This window comes from Arthrobacter oryzae (assembly GCF_037911235.1).
Classification (GTDB): domain Bacteria; phylum Actinomycetota; class Actinomycetes; order Actinomycetales; family Micrococcaceae; genus Arthrobacter; species Arthrobacter oryzae_E.
Map to the genome: position 1 here is coordinate 25,604 of NZ_JBBLYW010000033.1, position 14,568 is coordinate 40,171.

Below are 14,568 nucleotides of genomic sequence, written 5' to 3' on the forward strand. Positions count from 1 at the left end.
CGACCGCATGAGCACCCCCCTGGCCCAGGCAGTGGACGCTGCGCTGGCCACTGTCATTGACCCCGAACTGCGCCGGCCCATCACCGACCTCGGCATGGTGGAATCCGTGGACATCGCCGACGACGGCCGGGTCCGGCTCGTGGTGCTTCTGACCATCGCAGGGTGCCCGCTGCGCGGCACCATCACCGCTGACTCCGAGGCCGCGCTGTCCGCGGTCCCCGGCGTGACCGCCGTCGACGTCGAACTCAAGGTCATGACCCAGGAGCAGCGGGACGCCCTCAAGGAGAAGCTCCGCGGACCCGGCGGCCAGCGCGGCATCCCGTTCAACCAGCCCGGTTCGCTCACGAAGGTTTTTGCCGTGGCCAGCGGCAAGGGCGGAGTGGGCAAGTCCTCCGTGACCGTCAACCTCGCCTGCGCCATGGCTGCCCAGGGCTTGCGCGTCGGCATCATCGACGCCGACGTGTACGGGTTCTCCGTCCCGGCCCTCATGGGCATCGGCCAGGCCCCCACGCGCGTGGACGACATGATCCTGCCGCCGGTCGCGTACGGCGTGAAGGTCATTTCCATCGGCATGTTCGTCAAGGGCAACCAGCCGGTGGCATGGCGCGGACCCATGCTCCACCGGGCCCTTGAACAGTTCCTCACCGACGTCTATTTCGGCGACCTGGACGCCCTGTTCCTTGACCTGCCTCCGGGCACCGGGGACATCGCCATCTCCGTGGCGCAACTGCTTCCCAAGGCCGAGATCCTGGTGGTGACCACCCCGCAGGCAGCTGCCGCCGACGTCGCGGAACGGGCCGGCGCCATTGCCACGCAGACGGGGCAGTCGGTGGCCGGGGTTGTGGAGAACATGTCGTTCCTTGAAATGCCCGACGGCGGCAGGATGGAACTGTTCGGCAGCGGCGGCGGCGCTGTGCTCGCCGAACGGCTGACCGCTACAGTGGGGACGGACGTGCCGCTTCTGGGCCAGATACCCCTGGACATCCTGCTTCGCGAGGGCGGCGATGCCGGCGAACCGATCGTGCTCGGCCGCCCCGATACTCCGGCCGCCAGGGCGCTCACGGGGATTGCGGGCAAGCTCGCCGCCAGGCCGCGGGGCCTGACGGGCTTGAAGCTGGGCCTCCAGCCCCGGTGATTTGAGCCGGTGTTTCGGCTCGCCGACTGAGCCGGTCGAAAGCCCGGCTTAGGTGGCCTCGGAGTCGAAGGGGGCCCGCTCGCCCTCGGCCAGCCGTTCGATGACGCGTGCCGGACGTTCCTCCGCGTAGGATGCGGCCGAGGCGGACGCAACCGCCGCGACCGCAGCAGGGGCCCCGGCGCTCACGGGCTTGATGTCGTCGTCGAGCAGGGCTTCCTTGATGATCCGGCGCGGATCGTACTGGCGCGGATCGTATTTCTTCCAGTCGACCTCGTCGATGTCGATGCCGACTTCGTCCTTGATCTGCTCCCGGGCGCCGGAGGCCATCCGGCGGACTTCCTTGACCAGGTTCGCCAGTTTCTGGGTGTATTCGGGCAACCGGCTGGGGCCGATCACCAGGACGCCGATGATCAGCAGAAGAAGAAACTCCGGGCCGTTGATTCCAAACACCCTAGGAAGATTACCCTCTCCGGCGCACTGGTGACGATTCCGCCATCGTGCGCCACGAACCGGCCGTGCCGGACAGATGGGTCATGGCTTAAAAAGCTCCACGATGCGCCCCAGACCGCGCTCCAGCCTCGTCGGCAGGTCTTCCGGCCCGGCTCCCGGACTGCCACCCGCTCCGGGCGCTCCGGGCACCGCGACGCCGGACAGGGAAGTGCCGGTACCCGCGCGAACCAGCGCTGCCACGCCGTCGTCCGCAGAATCCGCGGGAAGGTCCGATACATACGTGAACGTCACGCCGGGGGCCGTGTAGATGGCCCGCCACGGCGCGGACGCGTTGATCCACAGCTCCCCGGACCCTCCTGCTGCGGAGGTGCCGGTACCGTCGGGCGCACGCAGGAAGCCGTCGTCCGCGGCGGGGCGACCCGTCAGGATATTCGTGGGCGATGACAGCGGCGCGCCCAGTGGCGCAGCGCCTGCAGCAACTGGCTGCGAATGCTGTTCCAGGACAGTGGCAAAGTGTTTCCCGTCCGTGAGCCGCAGTTCCAGGACCGGCTGGCCCGCAACGGCTTCACGCCGCGCCCAGAGGAGGTGGAACCCCATGTCACGAAGCTCCGGGCATGACCACCCCCGTTCGCGGAGGCCCTCCAGATCAGCCGCCGTCAGCATGGCACCAGTTCCCAGGGACGCGTCGCCGGCCGAGGCCTGCAGTCCGAAAGCGGATTCCTGCCGCAACGACAGCGTCGAGGCAGCATCTGCCATAGGCCTGGAATCACCGGCCACGAAGTAGGCGGCGGCGGAGACCATTCCGGCCGCTGCCACGGCTCCGCCTGCGGCGAGGCCCAGCGCCTTCAGTGCAGGGGACCCGGCGAAGGTGTTCCGGTGCGCGGTGTTCCCGGCCGGCGCCCCGCCGGCCTCCATGGCAAGCTGCTGTGTCCGGGCCAGCAACCGGGCCGTGAAGTCGTCACTCGCGGCAGGAATCGACGCACTGCGCATTCGCTCAAGGTACTGGCGCTCACGCCACTGGCGCGACGTGCACTCGGGGCAGGATTCGGTGTGCTTGGTGCTGCGGCCGCGCGTGCTGCGCGGCAGGAGCCCGCGCGTACAGTTGCCTCCCAGGCCACGCAGCAGGTTTCTCAGTCGACCCATGGAGCCGATCAGAGGATGCCGGCGATGCGCGGCAGCTTAAGCCGCGGCTTGAGGGACTGCCTGGTGCGGGGGTCGCGGTGCGCCAGCTTTTCCCGGAGCATGGTGCGTCCGCGGTGGATGCGGGATCGTACGGTTCCGAGCTTGACGCCGAGTGCCTCGGCCACTTCATCGTAGGACAGGCCTTCGAGGTCACAAAGGACGACGGCGGCCCGGAAGTCCGGCGGCAGTTCCTCCAGGGCGGCCTGCACGTCGAGGTCCAGGTTGTTGAATTCGAAGCTCTGTTCCGGGCCGGGTTCGCGGCCGGGCAGCCGTGATTCGGCGTCTTCGGCGAGGGCATCGAAGCGGATGCGGCTCTTGCGCCGCGCCTGGTCCAGGAAGAGGTTGGTGGTGATCCGGTGCAGCCAGCCATCGAGGGTGCCCGGCTTGAAGTTCTCCAGCGATCGGAAGACGCGGACGAATACCTCCTGGGTGAGGTCCTCGGCGTCGTACTTGTTACCGGTCAGACGATAGGCAAGGCGGTATACCTTGGCGGAGTGGTTCGTGACCACTTCCTCCCAGGTCGGCCGAACCCACTCGGCGTCCGGCTGGGCTACTGAATCTTCAATTGCCGGGACAGGTGCCACAACTGATGCTGACATCGTCCACTCCCCTCGTGGATGGTACTAACGCCTGGATGGTGCTGACACCAGTACTTCGGCGCCGATCACCTCGTGGATGAGCGGATAACCATCATTTCAAAGTTGGCTGGGAATTTCCTGACTATCCCGGCGCTTCAGCCTTGGGCGGAAAGCAGCGTCGCCCCGCGCGGTAGAGCCGTGGTTCGCGTCACATCCCCACGGCAGCCACAGCCTGCCGCGCCGTCACCTCCGGGCCGGGCCCCGCCGGACACAGTACGCTGTTAGGAACACTCCCCTGCCGCCCAGAAAGCGAACCCTCATGAGCGCCGATAAGTCCACGAGCTGGTCCTATGCAGAAGATCTGCCTGCCGAGGACGAAGTACTTCTGCATGCTCGGGAGCGTTCCTTTGAGCTGGGCGTGACTCCCGTGGGACCTGGTGTGGGAGCGGTGCTGACGGTACTGGCGGCGGCATCGAAAGCGCAGACAGCAGTGGAAATCGGAACCGGGGCGGGCGTGTCCGGCGTCTGCCTGCTGCGAGGGCTCGGTCCCCAGGCGGTGCTGACCACCATCGACGTGGACGTGGAACACCTCAGGGCTGCACGGGAAGCTTTCCAGGAAGCCGGAAGCCCTGCCAACCGCACCCGCACCATTTCCGGCCGCGCCGGCGACGTCCTGCCGCGACTGACCGACAGCGCCTACGACCTGGTGTTCGTTGACGCGGACAAGCCGGGCATCCCGGGGTATGTGGAGCAGGCCATCCGGCTGTTGAAGCGCGGCGGACTGCTGATCATCAACGACGCCCTGGACAAGGACCGGGTAGCCAACCCGGCGGCCCGGGATTCCACCACAGTGGTTCTTCGGCAGGTGGGCAAGGCAATCCGCGACGACGAACGCCTGGCCTCGGCCATGCTGCCTACGGGTGACGGGCTGTTGGTGGCGGTCAAGAAATAAGGAAGGGCCCGCAGCCATACGGCCGCGGACCCTGCCCGAGCAAATCTATTCGGTCACGCCGACGAGGCATTCCTTGAGGTTTGCCGCCTCTGCCGCGTTAAGTTCGACCACAAGCCGCCCCCCGCCTTCGAGCGGCACACGCATAATCAGGCTGCGGCCCTCTTTGGTTACTTCCATAGGGCCGTCGCCGGTGCGTGGTTTCATAGCCGCCATGAGGAAAATCCCCTCCAATAGTCCCAGGACCTACCAGCCCGGGCGGGCTGTGGCCGCGTCGTCAATCAAGCCGCTATGACGGCCTAGCAGCGACCGCCATGGCTGAACAGTGTGAAACGCAATGTGAGTGCGATTTGTTCATGCTTAACACCTATTATCCTGTAATTACCCGGCTGTAGCTAATTGATGGATTTTCTTCATTGCTTGGAAAATTGCGGCCCGCCCGTGTCCTGCGTCATACTTCCGCCGACCGCTTACGGCGGATAGTCTCCCCCGCCAGGCAGCTGGGCCCAGGCCCACAACCACACGATCCAGACAATCTGGAGCAGCAGGAACATCACGACGACGGTGCCGCGGTAGGCCTTCGATCGCGACACCAGCGCTGCGCCCAGGGCAAGTGGGAAGAGCGGCAACAGCATCCGGAAGGTGCTCGTCTGGGGGTGCAGGAAAACGAGCAGATACCCCATATAGCAGACGCACCAGAGCCGGAGCTCGGCCCCCAGCGCCACCACTGGAGTAGACGTCATCACCAGCCCGAAGACGGCAACGAACACAAAGGGAGCCAACACTCCCAGCACGGGTCCAAATAGCTGGATCCCGGTGTCGAACCATGGCTTGAAGGGCACCAGGTCATGGCCGCGCCAGACGGTTTCCGTCTTGGTGTAGGCCGCGGCATCCCCGGTCACTGCCCATGCAATGGCCGGCCACATCAGGGCACCCAGCCCGCTGACTCCGGCAAGGGCCGCCAAGGCCAGCAGTTCCCTTCCGCTGTGCGGCACGCCGGCCCGGCTGCCCCGGGCGGCGGGACGTGGCGCATCGGGACGGCCGTAGTCGGGACGGCTGCGCTGCCACAGCCGGTAGGCGAGCAGCCCCCCGGCCATGGCGGCGAACGGAACCCCCGTTGGCCTGGAAAGGCACATCATGACAACAACCGGCATCGCCCACAAATATCGCCGTTGCACCACCAACAGCAGTGCCGAAGCCAGCAGCAGGAGGTTCAGGGATTCGGCATAGGGAACCTGGAGCACGGCGGCCACGGGGAAGGTGGAAAAGAAGGCCACTGCCCACATCGCCGTGCGGTGCGTGGCTTTTTCCCGGAAAAGACGGTAGGCCACCAGGGCCGCCCCCAGCCCGGATGCCATGGCAATGAACGTGAGCGCCAGCGCCGGGTTCAGGCCCGTCATGGCCGATACTGCCCGCCCCAGCAGCGGAAAGAGCGCATAAAATGCCCAGGCGTTCTCCTGGACGTTCCCGCTTTCGTCCATGGGAAGCTGGCTCGGGTAGCCGTTCAGGAGCACTTCGCCGTACCAGCGGGCATCCCAGATGTTGATGAAGTTCCAGTAGTCAGGTTTGGCGGGAAACCACGGGTTGACTCCCTGGTGCAGGGCGGCGGCCATGAAGATGCAGGCGCTGGCAATCCGGGCTGCGGCGTAGACGGATGCCACCTGCGCCCACCAAGGCCATCTGCGGACACGGGCGGCGGCGGACGCCATTGCTTTCCGTACCCGGCCGTCCAGGCCCTGGGTTCCCTCCGGCACCACGTGGCCGGCGGAAGTGCCCGGCCGGCTCAAGGCACGGTCTCCCCCGGCTGCGCCGGAGCATTCAGTTCCGCCCGCAGCCGTTCGATTTCGCGGTCCTTGGCGGCAAGCTGGTCGCGGAGTTCGTCCAGTACCTGATCGACCTGGTCCATGCGGTAACCCCGCAGGCCCAGGGCGAACCGGATCCGGTCGACGTCGGCAGGCGAAGCTTCGGCCGGAAGGAGCACCGGGGGAAGCGACGCCACAGGCTCGTCGAAGCCGTCCAGCAGAACCGATTCCCCGGACCGCCGGCGCCGGAAAATGCCGGACGCGAAATCAGCTCCGAAGAAGAGCGCGGTGCCGATCAGGGCGATGGCGAGGAATATCAGGAAGAAACTCACAGGATCCATCGTGCCAGACGCCGAGGGGGCCGCTATTCCGGCCGCTGGTTACCGTTCGGTCCGCTGGCGCCATTGCCCGTGGCGCCGCCCTCCGGCGGCCGGATAGCACCGTGGATGACGAGGTCCACCGCATGCGCAGGTTCATCGACAACCTGGATAAGGCCAAGGTCCTTCTCGGAGATCATGCCGTCTTCCACCAGCGTGCCCCTGATCCAGTCGATCATGGGTCCCCAGAACGCGGTGCCAAGGAGAACGATGGGGAACGAGGTGACCTTCCGGGTCTGCACCAGGACCATCGCCTCGAAGAGTTCGTCCAGGGTGCCCAGTCCGCCGGGAAGCACGATGAAGCCCTGGGCGTACTTCACGAACATGGTTTTCCGTGCGAAGAAATAGCGGAAGTTGATCCCGAGGTCCACCCACTGGTTGAGGCCCTGCTCAAACGGAAGCTCAATGCCGAGCCCCACGGAGACACCGTTACCCTGGACTGCGCCTTTGTTGGCCGCCTCCATGGAGCCCGGACCGCCGCCGGTGATGACAGCCACCCCGGCCTCGGCCAGCTTGCGGCCCACCTCAACGCCCAGCTCGTAGTAGACCGAGCCGGGCTTGGTGCGGGCGGACCCGAACACGCTGACAGCCGGCCCGAGGTCCGCGAGTGCGCCGAAGCCTTCCACGAACTCACTTTGGATTCTGAGCACCCGCCAGGGATCCGTGTGGACGAACTGGCCGGGGCCCTTCGTGTCCAGCAGGTGCTGGTCCGACATCTCCACCGCTGCCTGTTTGCGCCGCAGCTCCAGCGGACCCTTGTGACGGGTGGCAATGGGAGGTACTGGAGTTGGAGAAGGCTGCGGATCGGTACTCATCCACCAAGGCTAGCGCGCTTCGACCAGCACCACCGCCCGGCGCGTCCCCTCCAGTTGCAGCGGACAGCCGGGGCCCTGACCTGCAGGTATCTCTTGAATCACGATCTGCAGGAAGTTGGAGTGATTGGCGTCATATCCCGCTAATGTTCGCTAGATTCTCTCTTATGACTACTCAAGTGCCCGGCGAAGCTCTCGTCTCCCTGAAAGCCGTGAATAAGCACTACGGCCAGTTGCACGTACTCAAGGACATCAACCTGAACGTCCGTAAGGGCGAAGTTGTTGTGGTCATCGGGCCGTCCGGTTCCGGTAAGTCCACACTCTGCCGGGCCATTAACCGCCTGGAGACCATCGACGACGGCAAGATCGCCATCGACGGCAAGGAACTGCCTGAGGAAGGCAAGGAACTCGCCAAGTTGCGCGCCGACGTCGGAATGGTCTTCCAGTCGTTCAATCTCTTTGCGCACAAGACGATCTTGGAAAACGTCACCCTGGGACCGATCAAGGTCAAGGGCGTTGCCAAGGCGCAAGCCGACAAGGACGCCATGGCGCTTTTGGAGCGCGTGGGCGTCGGCCACCAGGCACCCAAGCTCCCGGCACAGCTCTCCGGCGGCCAGCAACAGCGCGTGGCGATTGCCCGTGCCCTGGCGATGAAGCCGAAGGTCATGCTGTTTGACGAGCCCACGTCGGCCCTGGACCCGGAAATGATCAATGAGGTCCTTGACGTCATGATCCAGCTGGCCAAGGAAGGGATGACCATGATTGTGGTCACCCACGAGATGGGCTTCGCCCGCAAGGCCGCCGACCGCGTGGTATTTATGGCCGACGGCCAGATCGTCGAAGACGCGACACCGGAAGAGTTCTTCACGAACCCGAAGAGCAGCCGGGCCAAGGACTTCCTCTCCAAGCTCCTCACCCACTGATTCCACGAGACCGCACCTACTCAGTTCGCACCCAGGCCACCACAGTGGCCGCCAATGAAAGGTAATGTCATGAAGGCATTTTTGACCCGACGGAAGTCCTTTGTGGTTGCAGCATCAGCAGCCCTCGCCCTGACACTGAGCGCCTGCGGCGGCGGCGGCACCACTACCAGCGACCCCACCGTGGCCGAGAAGCCCACCTTCGCGGCCGGCAGCACCATGGAGAAGCTCTCCTCGGCCGGATCCATCAAGATCGGCACAAAGTTCGACCAGCCCCTGTTCGGCCAGGTGGGCCTGGACGGCAAGCCCATCGGCTTTGACGTCGAGATGGGCAAGCTGATCGCCGCCAAGCTGGGCATCGCGGCGGACAAGATCGAATGGTCGGAGACTGTCTCCGCGAACCGCGAACCGTTTATCGAACAGGGCAAGGTGGACCTGGTGATCGCCACGTACACCATCAACGACAAGCGCAAGCAGGTCGTTAGCTTCGCCGGGCCCTACTATGAGGCCGGCCAGGCGCTTATGGTCAATAAGGACAACGACACCATCAAGAAGCCCGAGGACGTCAAGGGCAAGAAGGTGTGCTCCGTGACCGGTTCCACCCCTGCCGGCACCATCGTGGAGAAGTACGGAGCGGAACTCGTTCCCGCGGCCACCTACTCGGCCTGCCTCGAACCGCTGCGCAACAAGCAGGTGGAAGCCATCACCACCGACAACGTGATCCTGGCCGGCTTCGTGGACAAGGAACCTGACGCCTTCAAGCTGGCCTCGGACGAGACCTTCACCAAGGAGCCCTACGGTATCGGCCTGAAGAAGGATGACACCGTCTTCCGCAACTGGATCAACGACCAGCTGGAAGAGTTCAGCAAGGACGGGTCTTACAAGAAGGCCTGGGAAGCAACCGCAGGCTCCGTCATCAAGACGGCTCCGGAACTCCCGGCCATCAACCGTTACTAAGTAACGCCGGGCGGTTGCCGGAGTCCGTTTGCCACGGCTCCGGCAACTGCCGCTCCCATCTTCGCCCCCGTCCGCGACACACAGCCAAAGGATGTTATGGACGTCATCATCGATAACCTGCCACTTTACTGGGAGGGCTTTCTCCGAACCCTGTTCCTGTCAGCCGTATCCGGAGTCATCGCCCTCCTGCTGGGAACAGTGCTGGCCGCCGCCCGGGTTTCCCCCGTTGCTGCCCTCCGCGGCTTCAGCATGACCTATGTGGAGATCCTGCGGAACACCCCCCTGACCATTGCCTTCTTCTTTGCCGCGATCGTCCTGCCCAGGCTCGGGGTGAAGTTTGAGCAGTTCGAAGTGGCGGCCATCATCGCCCTGAGTGCCTACACAGCAGCCTTCATCGCTGAAGCTGTGCGCTCCGGTGTCAACAGCGTTCCCGTCGGCCAGGCCGAGGCAGCGCGCAGCATCGGCATGAAATTCAGCCAGGTGCTGAACCTCATCATCCTCCCGCAGGCGTTGCGGACGGTGATCCCGCCGTTGATCAACATCCTGATCGCACTGGTCAAGAACTCCTCCGTTGCCGGCGCCTTCTTCGTTCTGGAGCTGTTCGGTTACGGCCGCCAGCTCGCCAACTCCAATGGCGACCAGGTATTGGCCGTTCTCCTCGGAGTGGCCTTCTTCTACCTGCTGATCACTGTTCCGCTGGGCATCCTGGCGAGCACCGTCGAACGAAAGGTGGCGATCGTCCGATGAGCTCAGTTCTGTATGACGTCCCGGGGCCGAAAGCCCGCAGGGTTTCACTGATCGGCTCCGTAGTCGGATCCCTGCTGATCCTTGGCTTGCTGGCCTGGATCATCAGCACCCTGGCCCAGCAAGGCATCTTCGAAGGCCGGCGCTGGGCGATCTTCACGCGGGCGGACGTCTGGTCCCTGCTGGGCAACGGCATCGGCGCAACCTTGAGCGCCGCCGCCGTGGCCGCCGTCATCGCGTTCCCCCTGGGGCTGCTGCTGTGCCTGCTGCGGATATCGGACCTCCCCGCCATCCGGATTCCCACCCGGATCGTGCTGGAATTCCTTCGCGGCATGCCCGTGGTCCTGATGATGTTCTTCGTATTGCTGGTTTTCGGCACCAACCAGTTCATCGCAGTGGTCGCCGGCCTTGTCCTGTACAACGCGGCCGTCTTCGCGGAGATCATCCGCGCCGGCATCCAGTCCCTTCCCAAGGGTCAGCGTGAAGCCGGCCTGACCATCGGCCTGACAAGTTTCCAGTCCCGCATGATGATTGAACTGCCGCAGGCCGTCCGCCGCATGATGCCCTCGCTCGTGGCCCAGCTCGTGGTGCTGCTAAAGGATACGTCCCTGGGCTACATCGTGGCCTACGGTGAACTGCTCCGCGCCGTGCAGGTCATGGCTGACTTCCTGGGTACGCAGTTCCTGTTCCCGATCTTCTTTGTGGCCGCTGCGATCTACATTGCGATCAACATCTGCGTTTCGCGCATCGCAGTCTGGATCGAACGCCGCGGTTCCAAGAAGGCCGCCGGCGGCGTGGCCAAGGCCGAGCCTGCTGCCGTCGAGACCGCAGCAAAGTAATTCCCGGCAAAGTCAGGAAGGGCCCGGATCCGCGAGGATCCGGGCCCTTCCTTGCACTGCCCCTGTGCTGCCGGATACCGGCCGGTCTCAGCCCAGCCACGTCCGCAGCGCCCGGAGGCACTCACGGATGGCGTCGGCGTCGACGTGTTCGTTATCTTTATGCGCCAGCAGCGGGTCACCGGGCCCGAAATTCACCGCCGGAATTCCCAGTTCGCTGAAACGCGCGACGTCGGTCCAGCCGTACTTGGGTTTCGGTTCCGCGCCGACTGCTGCCACGAAGGACGCGGCGGCAGGATGATGCAGTCCCGGCCGCGCGCCGGCGGCGCTGTCCGTTTTGACAACCTCGAAGCCGTCAAGAAGTTTCCGTACGTGGGCCTCCGCTTGTGCCGGCGTCTTGTCCGGAGCGAAGCGGTAGTTGATTTCCACTACGCAGCGGTCAGGAATGACGTTTCCGGCCGTGCCTCCCTTGATCTTCACCGCATTGAGGCTCTCCCGGTAGTCCAGGCCGTCCACGTTGATGGTGGCCGGTTCATAGGCTGCCAGCCTGGCGAGGACGCGAGCCGCGGCATGGATGGCGTTGCTTCCCATCCATGCCCGGGCAGAATGTGCGGCTTCGCCGACTGTGGTTGCTTCAAAGCGCATGGTGCCGTTGCACCCGCCTTCCACCGTGCCGTGTGTCGGCTCCAGCAGGATGGCAAAGTCACCCTCGAGCAGCCCGCCGTGGTTCCTGACCAGCCGGCCGAGGCCGCTCTTCACCGCTTCCACTTCCTCATGGTCATAGAACACGAAGGTGACGTCCTTGCTCGGTTCCGTCCCGCCGTCGAACATGGTGGCCGCCAGTGCGAGCTGCACCGCGACGCCGCCTTTCATGTCCGTCGCGCCTCGGCCGTACAGGAGCCCTTCCCCCGGCGCGCCCGAGGGCCAGAACGAGGGGACGGTGCCAAGGGCGCCGTCGGTGGTCGGGAGCGGCACCGTATCCAGGTGCCCGGCCAGGATGACCCGCTCGGCGCGGCCCAGGGCAGTGCGGGCAATGATCGAATCGCCGTCCCGGACGACGTCAAGCTGCGGAATCTTCCGCAGGGAATGTTCGACGGCGTCGGCCAGCTCCTTCTCATTGGCCGAGACACTGTTGATGTCGATGATCGCCGCGGTGAGGAGGGCGACGTCCTGGCGGAGGTCCAGGCGGGCAGAGGCGGTTTGAGCAGTCACACGGACAGTCTAGTTCGAGACCTGCTCCCGCCTCTCGATAGACTGGGACCATGACTGAAACCGCTGCTGCTTCCGCCGTGCCCGCCGACCATTCCGCATCCGCCGAGGCCCGCTCCGCCCATGGCTACGGCGTGGCCACGATTTCCACCCGCAACGGCGAGGCGACGGTGCTGGACGTCTGGTTCCCCGCACCGTCGCTGGGAACCGTAGCGGACAGCCTCCGGAACGTGGAGAGCGCGGATCCCGTGCTGGCCGAGATCGCCGCAGCCGGCAGCGACGCTGACCGCGGAACCGAGCAGAGGGTGGTGTTCGTCCAGGTGCACCTTGACGAAGCTCCCGCCGACACCGCGGACGCCTACCTCCGCCTGCACCTGCTCTCCCACCGGCTGGTGCAGCCCAACACCATCAACCTGGATGGCATCTTCGGCAAGCTCCCCAATGTCGTGTGGACGAACTTCGGCCCGGCTGCCGTTGAAGGCTTCGAACTGACCCGGGCCAAGCTGCGCAAGCGCGGCGCCGTAACCGTCTACGGCGTGGACAAGTTCCCGCGCATGGTGGACTACGTGGTGCCTGCGGGCGTCCGGATCGCCGACGCCGGCCGCGTCCGGCTTGGCGCGCACCTTGCCGAGGGAACCACGGTGATGCACGAGGGGTTCGTGAACTTCAACGCGGGCACCCTGGGCACCTCCATGGTGGAAGGCCGCATCTCGGCCGGCGTTGTCACCGGCGACGGTACCGACGTCGGCGGCGGCGCCTCAATCATGGGTACCCTTTCGGGCGGCGGCAAGGAAAAGATCTCCCTCGGCGAGCGTGTGCTGCTGGGCGCCAACTCCGGCGTCGGGATCAGCATCGGCGACGACTCCGTGGTGGAGGCCGGACTGTACGTCACGGCCGGCACCCGAGTCCGCGTGGTCGGACCGAAGGATGCCGACGGTGAGGACACCACCCAGGTGGTCAAGGCCGTTGAACTCTCAGGCGTGCCCAACCTGCTGTTCCGCCGCAATTCCACGAACGGCGCCGTGGAGGTACTCCCCCGCAAGGGCCAGACCGTGGAACTCAATGAGGCCCTCCACGCCAACTGATTCCGCCCGCCCGCAGACGTCAACCGGCCCGATCAGGGCCTCAGGGAGCAACCTCGTGTCACGGAGACGTGGCCTGCGCCGCCTGCTAGTGCTGGGGCTGGTCCTGGCCCTGCTTGCCGGCGGTGTCTACACGGCCGTGGCCTTCATCCAGCGTTCGGAAACGCTCATTGCCGAAAAGTGCACTGCCGCCGTCGGGGCCCGGGGATCCGATCTGGCCACCGACCAGGCGGCAAATGCGGCGCTCATTACCGCCGTTGCGGTGCGCCGCGGGTTGCCCCCGCGGGCCGCAAGCATCGCACTGGCCACTGCCATGCAGGAATCCAAGCTGCGCAACATCGAGCACGGCGACCAGGCCGGGCCGGATTCCCGCGGCCTGTTCCAGCAGCGTCCCTCACAGGGCTGGGGCTCTGAAGTACAGGTGATGGACCCCTATTATGCAACCGGGGCGTTCTACGATGCCCTGGTGAAAATTCCGGAATACGAGTCACTGGAAATCACTACCGCGGCGCAGCGGGTCCAGCGGTCTGCCTACCCGCAGGCCTATGCGCAGCATGAGGACATGGGCAGGGCATTTGCCTCCGCCCTGACCGGGCAATCGTCCGGAGCCCTGGACTGCACCCTCAAGTCACCGGAAGGCCCTGGCGATGTCCAGGCTGTCCTTGGCGAACTGACCGCAGCCTTCGGGAACATCCCGGCGAGCACAGACGGCACTACCATCGTGCTGGAGGCGAGCGGGACCCAGGCCTGGGCCGTGGCTCAATGGGCAGTGGCGAACGCAAAATCCCTGTCCGTGACAGAGGTCGGTGTGGAAGGACGCAGCTGGGACCGGGCGGCCAGGAACGGCTGGCAGCCCTCGGAGAGTCAGTCCGGCCTGGTCACGATCACGGTTGCTGCCGGAACTTCCTGACAGCGAAGGCTCAGACGAGCAGTTCCACGACCGGCTGGACGTAGCTTCGGAACACCTCGGGCTGGGACAACAGTTCCTTGCTCATAATGATCTTGTCCGGCTCGAGGTACCATGCCCGCGGTTCCGTCAGCGGAAGTTCGATGATGGTCAAGGTGAAGTCCCGCGAACCGCGGCCCACTTCCAGCAGCCGGTCTTCCACCAGGTCGCCCAGGAGTTGCGGGGCGCCGCTCGCCTCCCGTTCAGCCTCCAGCGCGGCGTATTCGGAGCGGCGCTCCCGCGCCCAGGTCAGGGCCGACCCGAAATGCGCCTGCAGCACGCGCTGAAGGGCTGGAGAGTTCCCGAAAGCTTCAAAATCGGGAGGCTTCACGTCCGGCGCCATCTGGGGATGCGACTTGAGCAGCTGCTCCCACCAGGCCTCCCATTCGGTCTTAAGGGCACTGATCCCGCCTACTTCGGACGTGAGGTTGGCGTGGTCCACCGGACGGATCTTGGGAGCCATGTGGCACAGTGCCGGACGCCCGGCGCTGTTAAGGCCCGCAGCGTCCCGGACGTAGAGTGCAATGAGCATGGGACCCGAGGTGTCCATGGTGATTCGCCAGCCAGGACCGCCTGTTTGGTGCATCCG

17 protein-coding genes are annotated in these 14,568 nt (G+C 65.3%); 8 read left to right on the plus strand and 9 right to left on the minus strand.

Translation table 11 applies throughout. The features are described from left to right. Positions 1–7: 7 nt before the first annotated feature. Complete coding sequence (locus WMN78_RS09435; RefSeq protein WP_340533495.1) at positions 8–1,135, plus strand: Mrp/NBP35 family ATP-binding protein; 1,128 nt, start codon at positions 8–10, stop codon at positions 1,133–1,135. Positions 1,136–1,183: 48 nt separating this feature from the next. On the opposite strand, the gene WMN78_RS09440 is transcribed toward WMN78_RS09435, so the two are convergent. The 3 genes from WMN78_RS09440 to sigE all read right to left on the minus strand — a co-directional run bounded on the left by WMN78_RS09440 (position 1,184) and on the right by sigE (position 3,366). After that, the gene (locus WMN78_RS09440; protein WP_340533496.1) at positions 1,184–1,585 is read right to left on the minus strand and encodes a Sec-independent protein translocase TatB; all 402 of its coding nucleotides are present in this window, start codon (positions 1,583–1,585) and stop codon (positions 1,184–1,186) included. A gap of 81 nt (positions 1,586–1,666) precedes the next feature. After that, positions 1,667–2,728 (minus strand): anti-sigma factor, encoded by a 1,062-nt coding sequence (locus WMN78_RS09445; RefSeq protein ID WP_340533497.1) that lies wholly within the window; start codon positions 2,726–2,728, stop codon positions 1,667–1,669. A gap of 8 nt (positions 2,729–2,736) precedes the next feature. Next, complete coding sequence (sigE, locus tag WMN78_RS09450; RefSeq protein ID WP_340533498.1) at positions 2,737–3,366, minus strand: RNA polymerase sigma factor SigE; 630 nt, start codon at positions 3,364–3,366, stop codon at positions 2,737–2,739. Positions 3,367–3,664: 298 nt separating this feature from the next. On the opposite strand from sigE, the gene WMN78_RS09455 reads away from it, so the two are divergent. Beyond that, positions 3,665–4,297, plus strand: a complete 633-nt coding sequence (locus WMN78_RS09455; RefSeq protein WP_305941659.1) for an O-methyltransferase — start codon at positions 3,665–3,667, stop codon at positions 4,295–4,297. 45 nt (positions 4,298–4,342) lie between these two features. Here the strand turns inward: WMN78_RS09455 and WMN78_RS09460 are convergent, their stop codons facing one another. From WMN78_RS09460 to WMN78_RS09475, 4 genes are all read right to left on the minus strand, one after another. Continuing rightward, the gene (locus tag WMN78_RS09460) at positions 4,343–4,510 is read right to left on the minus strand and encodes a DUF3117 domain-containing protein (RefSeq protein WP_009357720.1); all 168 of its coding nucleotides are present in this window, start codon (positions 4,508–4,510) and stop codon (positions 4,343–4,345) included. Between the two features lie 254 nt (positions 4,511–4,764). Beyond that, on the minus strand, positions 4,765–6,003 hold the full coding sequence (locus WMN78_RS09465; protein WP_340533591.1) for a hypothetical protein: 1,239 nt from the start codon (positions 6,001–6,003) through the stop codon (positions 4,765–4,767). Between the two features lie 74 nt (positions 6,004–6,077). Then, positions 6,078–6,437 carry a DivIVA domain-containing protein gene (locus WMN78_RS09470; RefSeq protein WP_340533499.1) on the minus strand — a complete coding sequence of 120 codons (360 nt, stop codon included), beginning with the start codon at positions 6,435–6,437 and terminating at the stop codon, positions 6,078–6,080. Positions 6,438–6,460: 23 nt separating this feature from the next. Next, positions 6,461–7,288 (minus strand): TIGR00730 family Rossman fold protein, encoded by an 828-nt coding sequence (locus WMN78_RS09475; RefSeq protein WP_340533500.1) that lies wholly within the window; start codon positions 7,286–7,288, stop codon positions 6,461–6,463. 164 nt (positions 7,289–7,452) lie between these two features. Between WMN78_RS09475 and WMN78_RS09480 the strand changes: the two genes are divergently transcribed. The 4 genes from WMN78_RS09480 to WMN78_RS09495 all read left to right on the plus strand — a co-directional run bounded on the left by WMN78_RS09480 (position 7,453) and on the right by WMN78_RS09495 (position 10,745). After that, complete coding sequence (locus tag WMN78_RS09480; protein ID WP_340533501.1) at positions 7,453–8,208, plus strand: amino acid ABC transporter ATP-binding protein; 756 nt, start codon at positions 7,453–7,455, stop codon at positions 8,206–8,208. Between the two features lie 69 nt (positions 8,209–8,277). Continuing rightward, positions 8,278–9,162, plus strand: a complete 885-nt coding sequence (locus WMN78_RS09485; protein WP_340533502.1) for a glutamate ABC transporter substrate-binding protein — start codon at positions 8,278–8,280, stop codon at positions 9,160–9,162. A 96-nt stretch (positions 9,163–9,258) separates the two neighbouring features. Then, positions 9,259–9,909 carry an amino acid ABC transporter permease gene (locus tag WMN78_RS09490; protein WP_340533503.1) on the plus strand — a complete coding sequence of 217 codons (651 nt, stop codon included), beginning with the start codon at positions 9,259–9,261 and terminating at the stop codon, positions 9,907–9,909. Beyond that, positions 9,906–10,745, plus strand: coding sequence for an ABC transporter permease subunit (locus WMN78_RS09495; protein WP_340533504.1), 840 nt, complete (start codon positions 9,906–9,908; stop codon positions 10,743–10,745). The genes WMN78_RS09490 and WMN78_RS09495 overlap by 4 nt, the downstream gene beginning before the upstream one ends. A gap of 87 nt (positions 10,746–10,832) precedes the next feature. Here the strand turns inward: WMN78_RS09495 and dapE are convergent, their stop codons facing one another. Continuing rightward, positions 10,833–11,954, minus strand: coding sequence for a succinyl-diaminopimelate desuccinylase (dapE, locus tag WMN78_RS09500; RefSeq protein WP_340533505.1), 1,122 nt, complete (start codon positions 11,952–11,954; stop codon positions 10,833–10,835). Positions 11,955–12,004: 50 nt separating this feature from the next. On the opposite strand from dapE, the gene dapD reads away from it, so the two are divergent. Together dapD and WMN78_RS09510 are read left to right on the plus strand one after the other, a co-directional pair. Next, a complete protein-coding gene (gene dapD, locus WMN78_RS09505) occupies positions 12,005–13,036 on the plus strand; it encodes a 2,3,4,5-tetrahydropyridine-2,6-dicarboxylate N-succinyltransferase (RefSeq protein WP_340533506.1) in 1,032 nt (343 codons plus the stop codon). A gap of 55 nt (positions 13,037–13,091) precedes the next feature. Continuing rightward, positions 13,092–13,943, plus strand: coding sequence for a hypothetical protein (locus WMN78_RS09510; RefSeq protein ID WP_340533507.1), 852 nt, complete (start codon positions 13,092–13,094; stop codon positions 13,941–13,943). Positions 13,944–13,953: 10 nt separating this feature from the next. Here the strand turns inward: WMN78_RS09510 and WMN78_RS09515 are convergent, their stop codons facing one another. Beyond that, entirely contained in the window at positions 13,954–14,565 is a 612-nt protein-coding gene (locus tag WMN78_RS09515; protein WP_340533508.1) for a hypothetical protein, read from the minus strand. Positions 14,566–14,568 lie beyond the last annotated feature (3 nt).

Excerpts from the sequence above, each read along its gene's own strand:
- sigE (WP_340533498.1), bottom strand. The coding sequence starts at position 3,366 with ATGTCAGCATCAGTTGTGGCACCTGTCCCGGCAATTGAAGATTCAGTA.
- WMN78_RS09455 (WP_305941659.1), top strand. The coding sequence starts at position 3,665 with ATGAGCGCCGATAAGTCCACGAGCTGGTCCTATGCAGAAGATCTGCCT.
- dapD (WP_340533506.1), top strand. The coding sequence starts at position 12,005 with ATGACTGAAACCGCTGCTGCTTCCGCCGTGCCCGCCGACCATTCCGCA.
- WMN78_RS09470 (WP_340533499.1), bottom strand. The coding sequence starts at position 6,437 with ATGGATCCTGTGAGTTTCTTCCTGATATTCCTCGCCATCGCCCTGATC.
- WMN78_RS09475 (WP_340533500.1), bottom strand. The coding sequence starts at position 7,288 with ATGAGTACCGATCCGCAGCCTTCTCCAACTCCAGTACCTCCCATTGCC.
- WMN78_RS09495 (WP_340533504.1), top strand. The coding sequence starts at position 9,906 with ATGAGCTCAGTTCTGTATGACGTCCCGGGGCCGAAAGCCCGCAGGGTT.
- WMN78_RS09490 (WP_340533503.1), top strand. The coding sequence starts at position 9,259 with ATGGACGTCATCATCGATAACCTGCCACTTTACTGGGAGGGCTTTCTC.
- WMN78_RS09515 (WP_340533508.1), bottom strand. The coding sequence starts at position 14,565 with ATGCACCAAACAGGCGGTCCTGGCTGGCGAATCACCATGGACACCTCG.
- WMN78_RS09460 (WP_009357720.1), bottom strand. The coding sequence starts at position 4,510 with ATGGCGGCTATGAAACCACGCACCGGCGACGGCCCTATGGAAGTAACC.
- WMN78_RS09465 (WP_340533591.1), bottom strand. The coding sequence starts at position 6,003 with ATGGCGTCCGCCGCCGCCCGTGTCCGCAGATGGCCTTGGTGGGCGCAG.
- WMN78_RS09485 (WP_340533502.1), top strand. The coding sequence starts at position 8,278 with ATGAAGGCATTTTTGACCCGACGGAAGTCCTTTGTGGTTGCAGCATCA.
- WMN78_RS09445 (WP_340533497.1), bottom strand. The coding sequence starts at position 2,728 with ATGGGTCGACTGAGAAACCTGCTGCGTGGCCTGGGAGGCAACTGTACG.
- WMN78_RS09435 (WP_340533495.1), top strand. The coding sequence starts at position 8 with ATGAGCACCCCCCTGGCCCAGGCAGTGGACGCTGCGCTGGCCACTGTC.
- WMN78_RS09480 (WP_340533501.1), top strand. The coding sequence starts at position 7,453 with ATGACTACTCAAGTGCCCGGCGAAGCTCTCGTCTCCCTGAAAGCCGTG.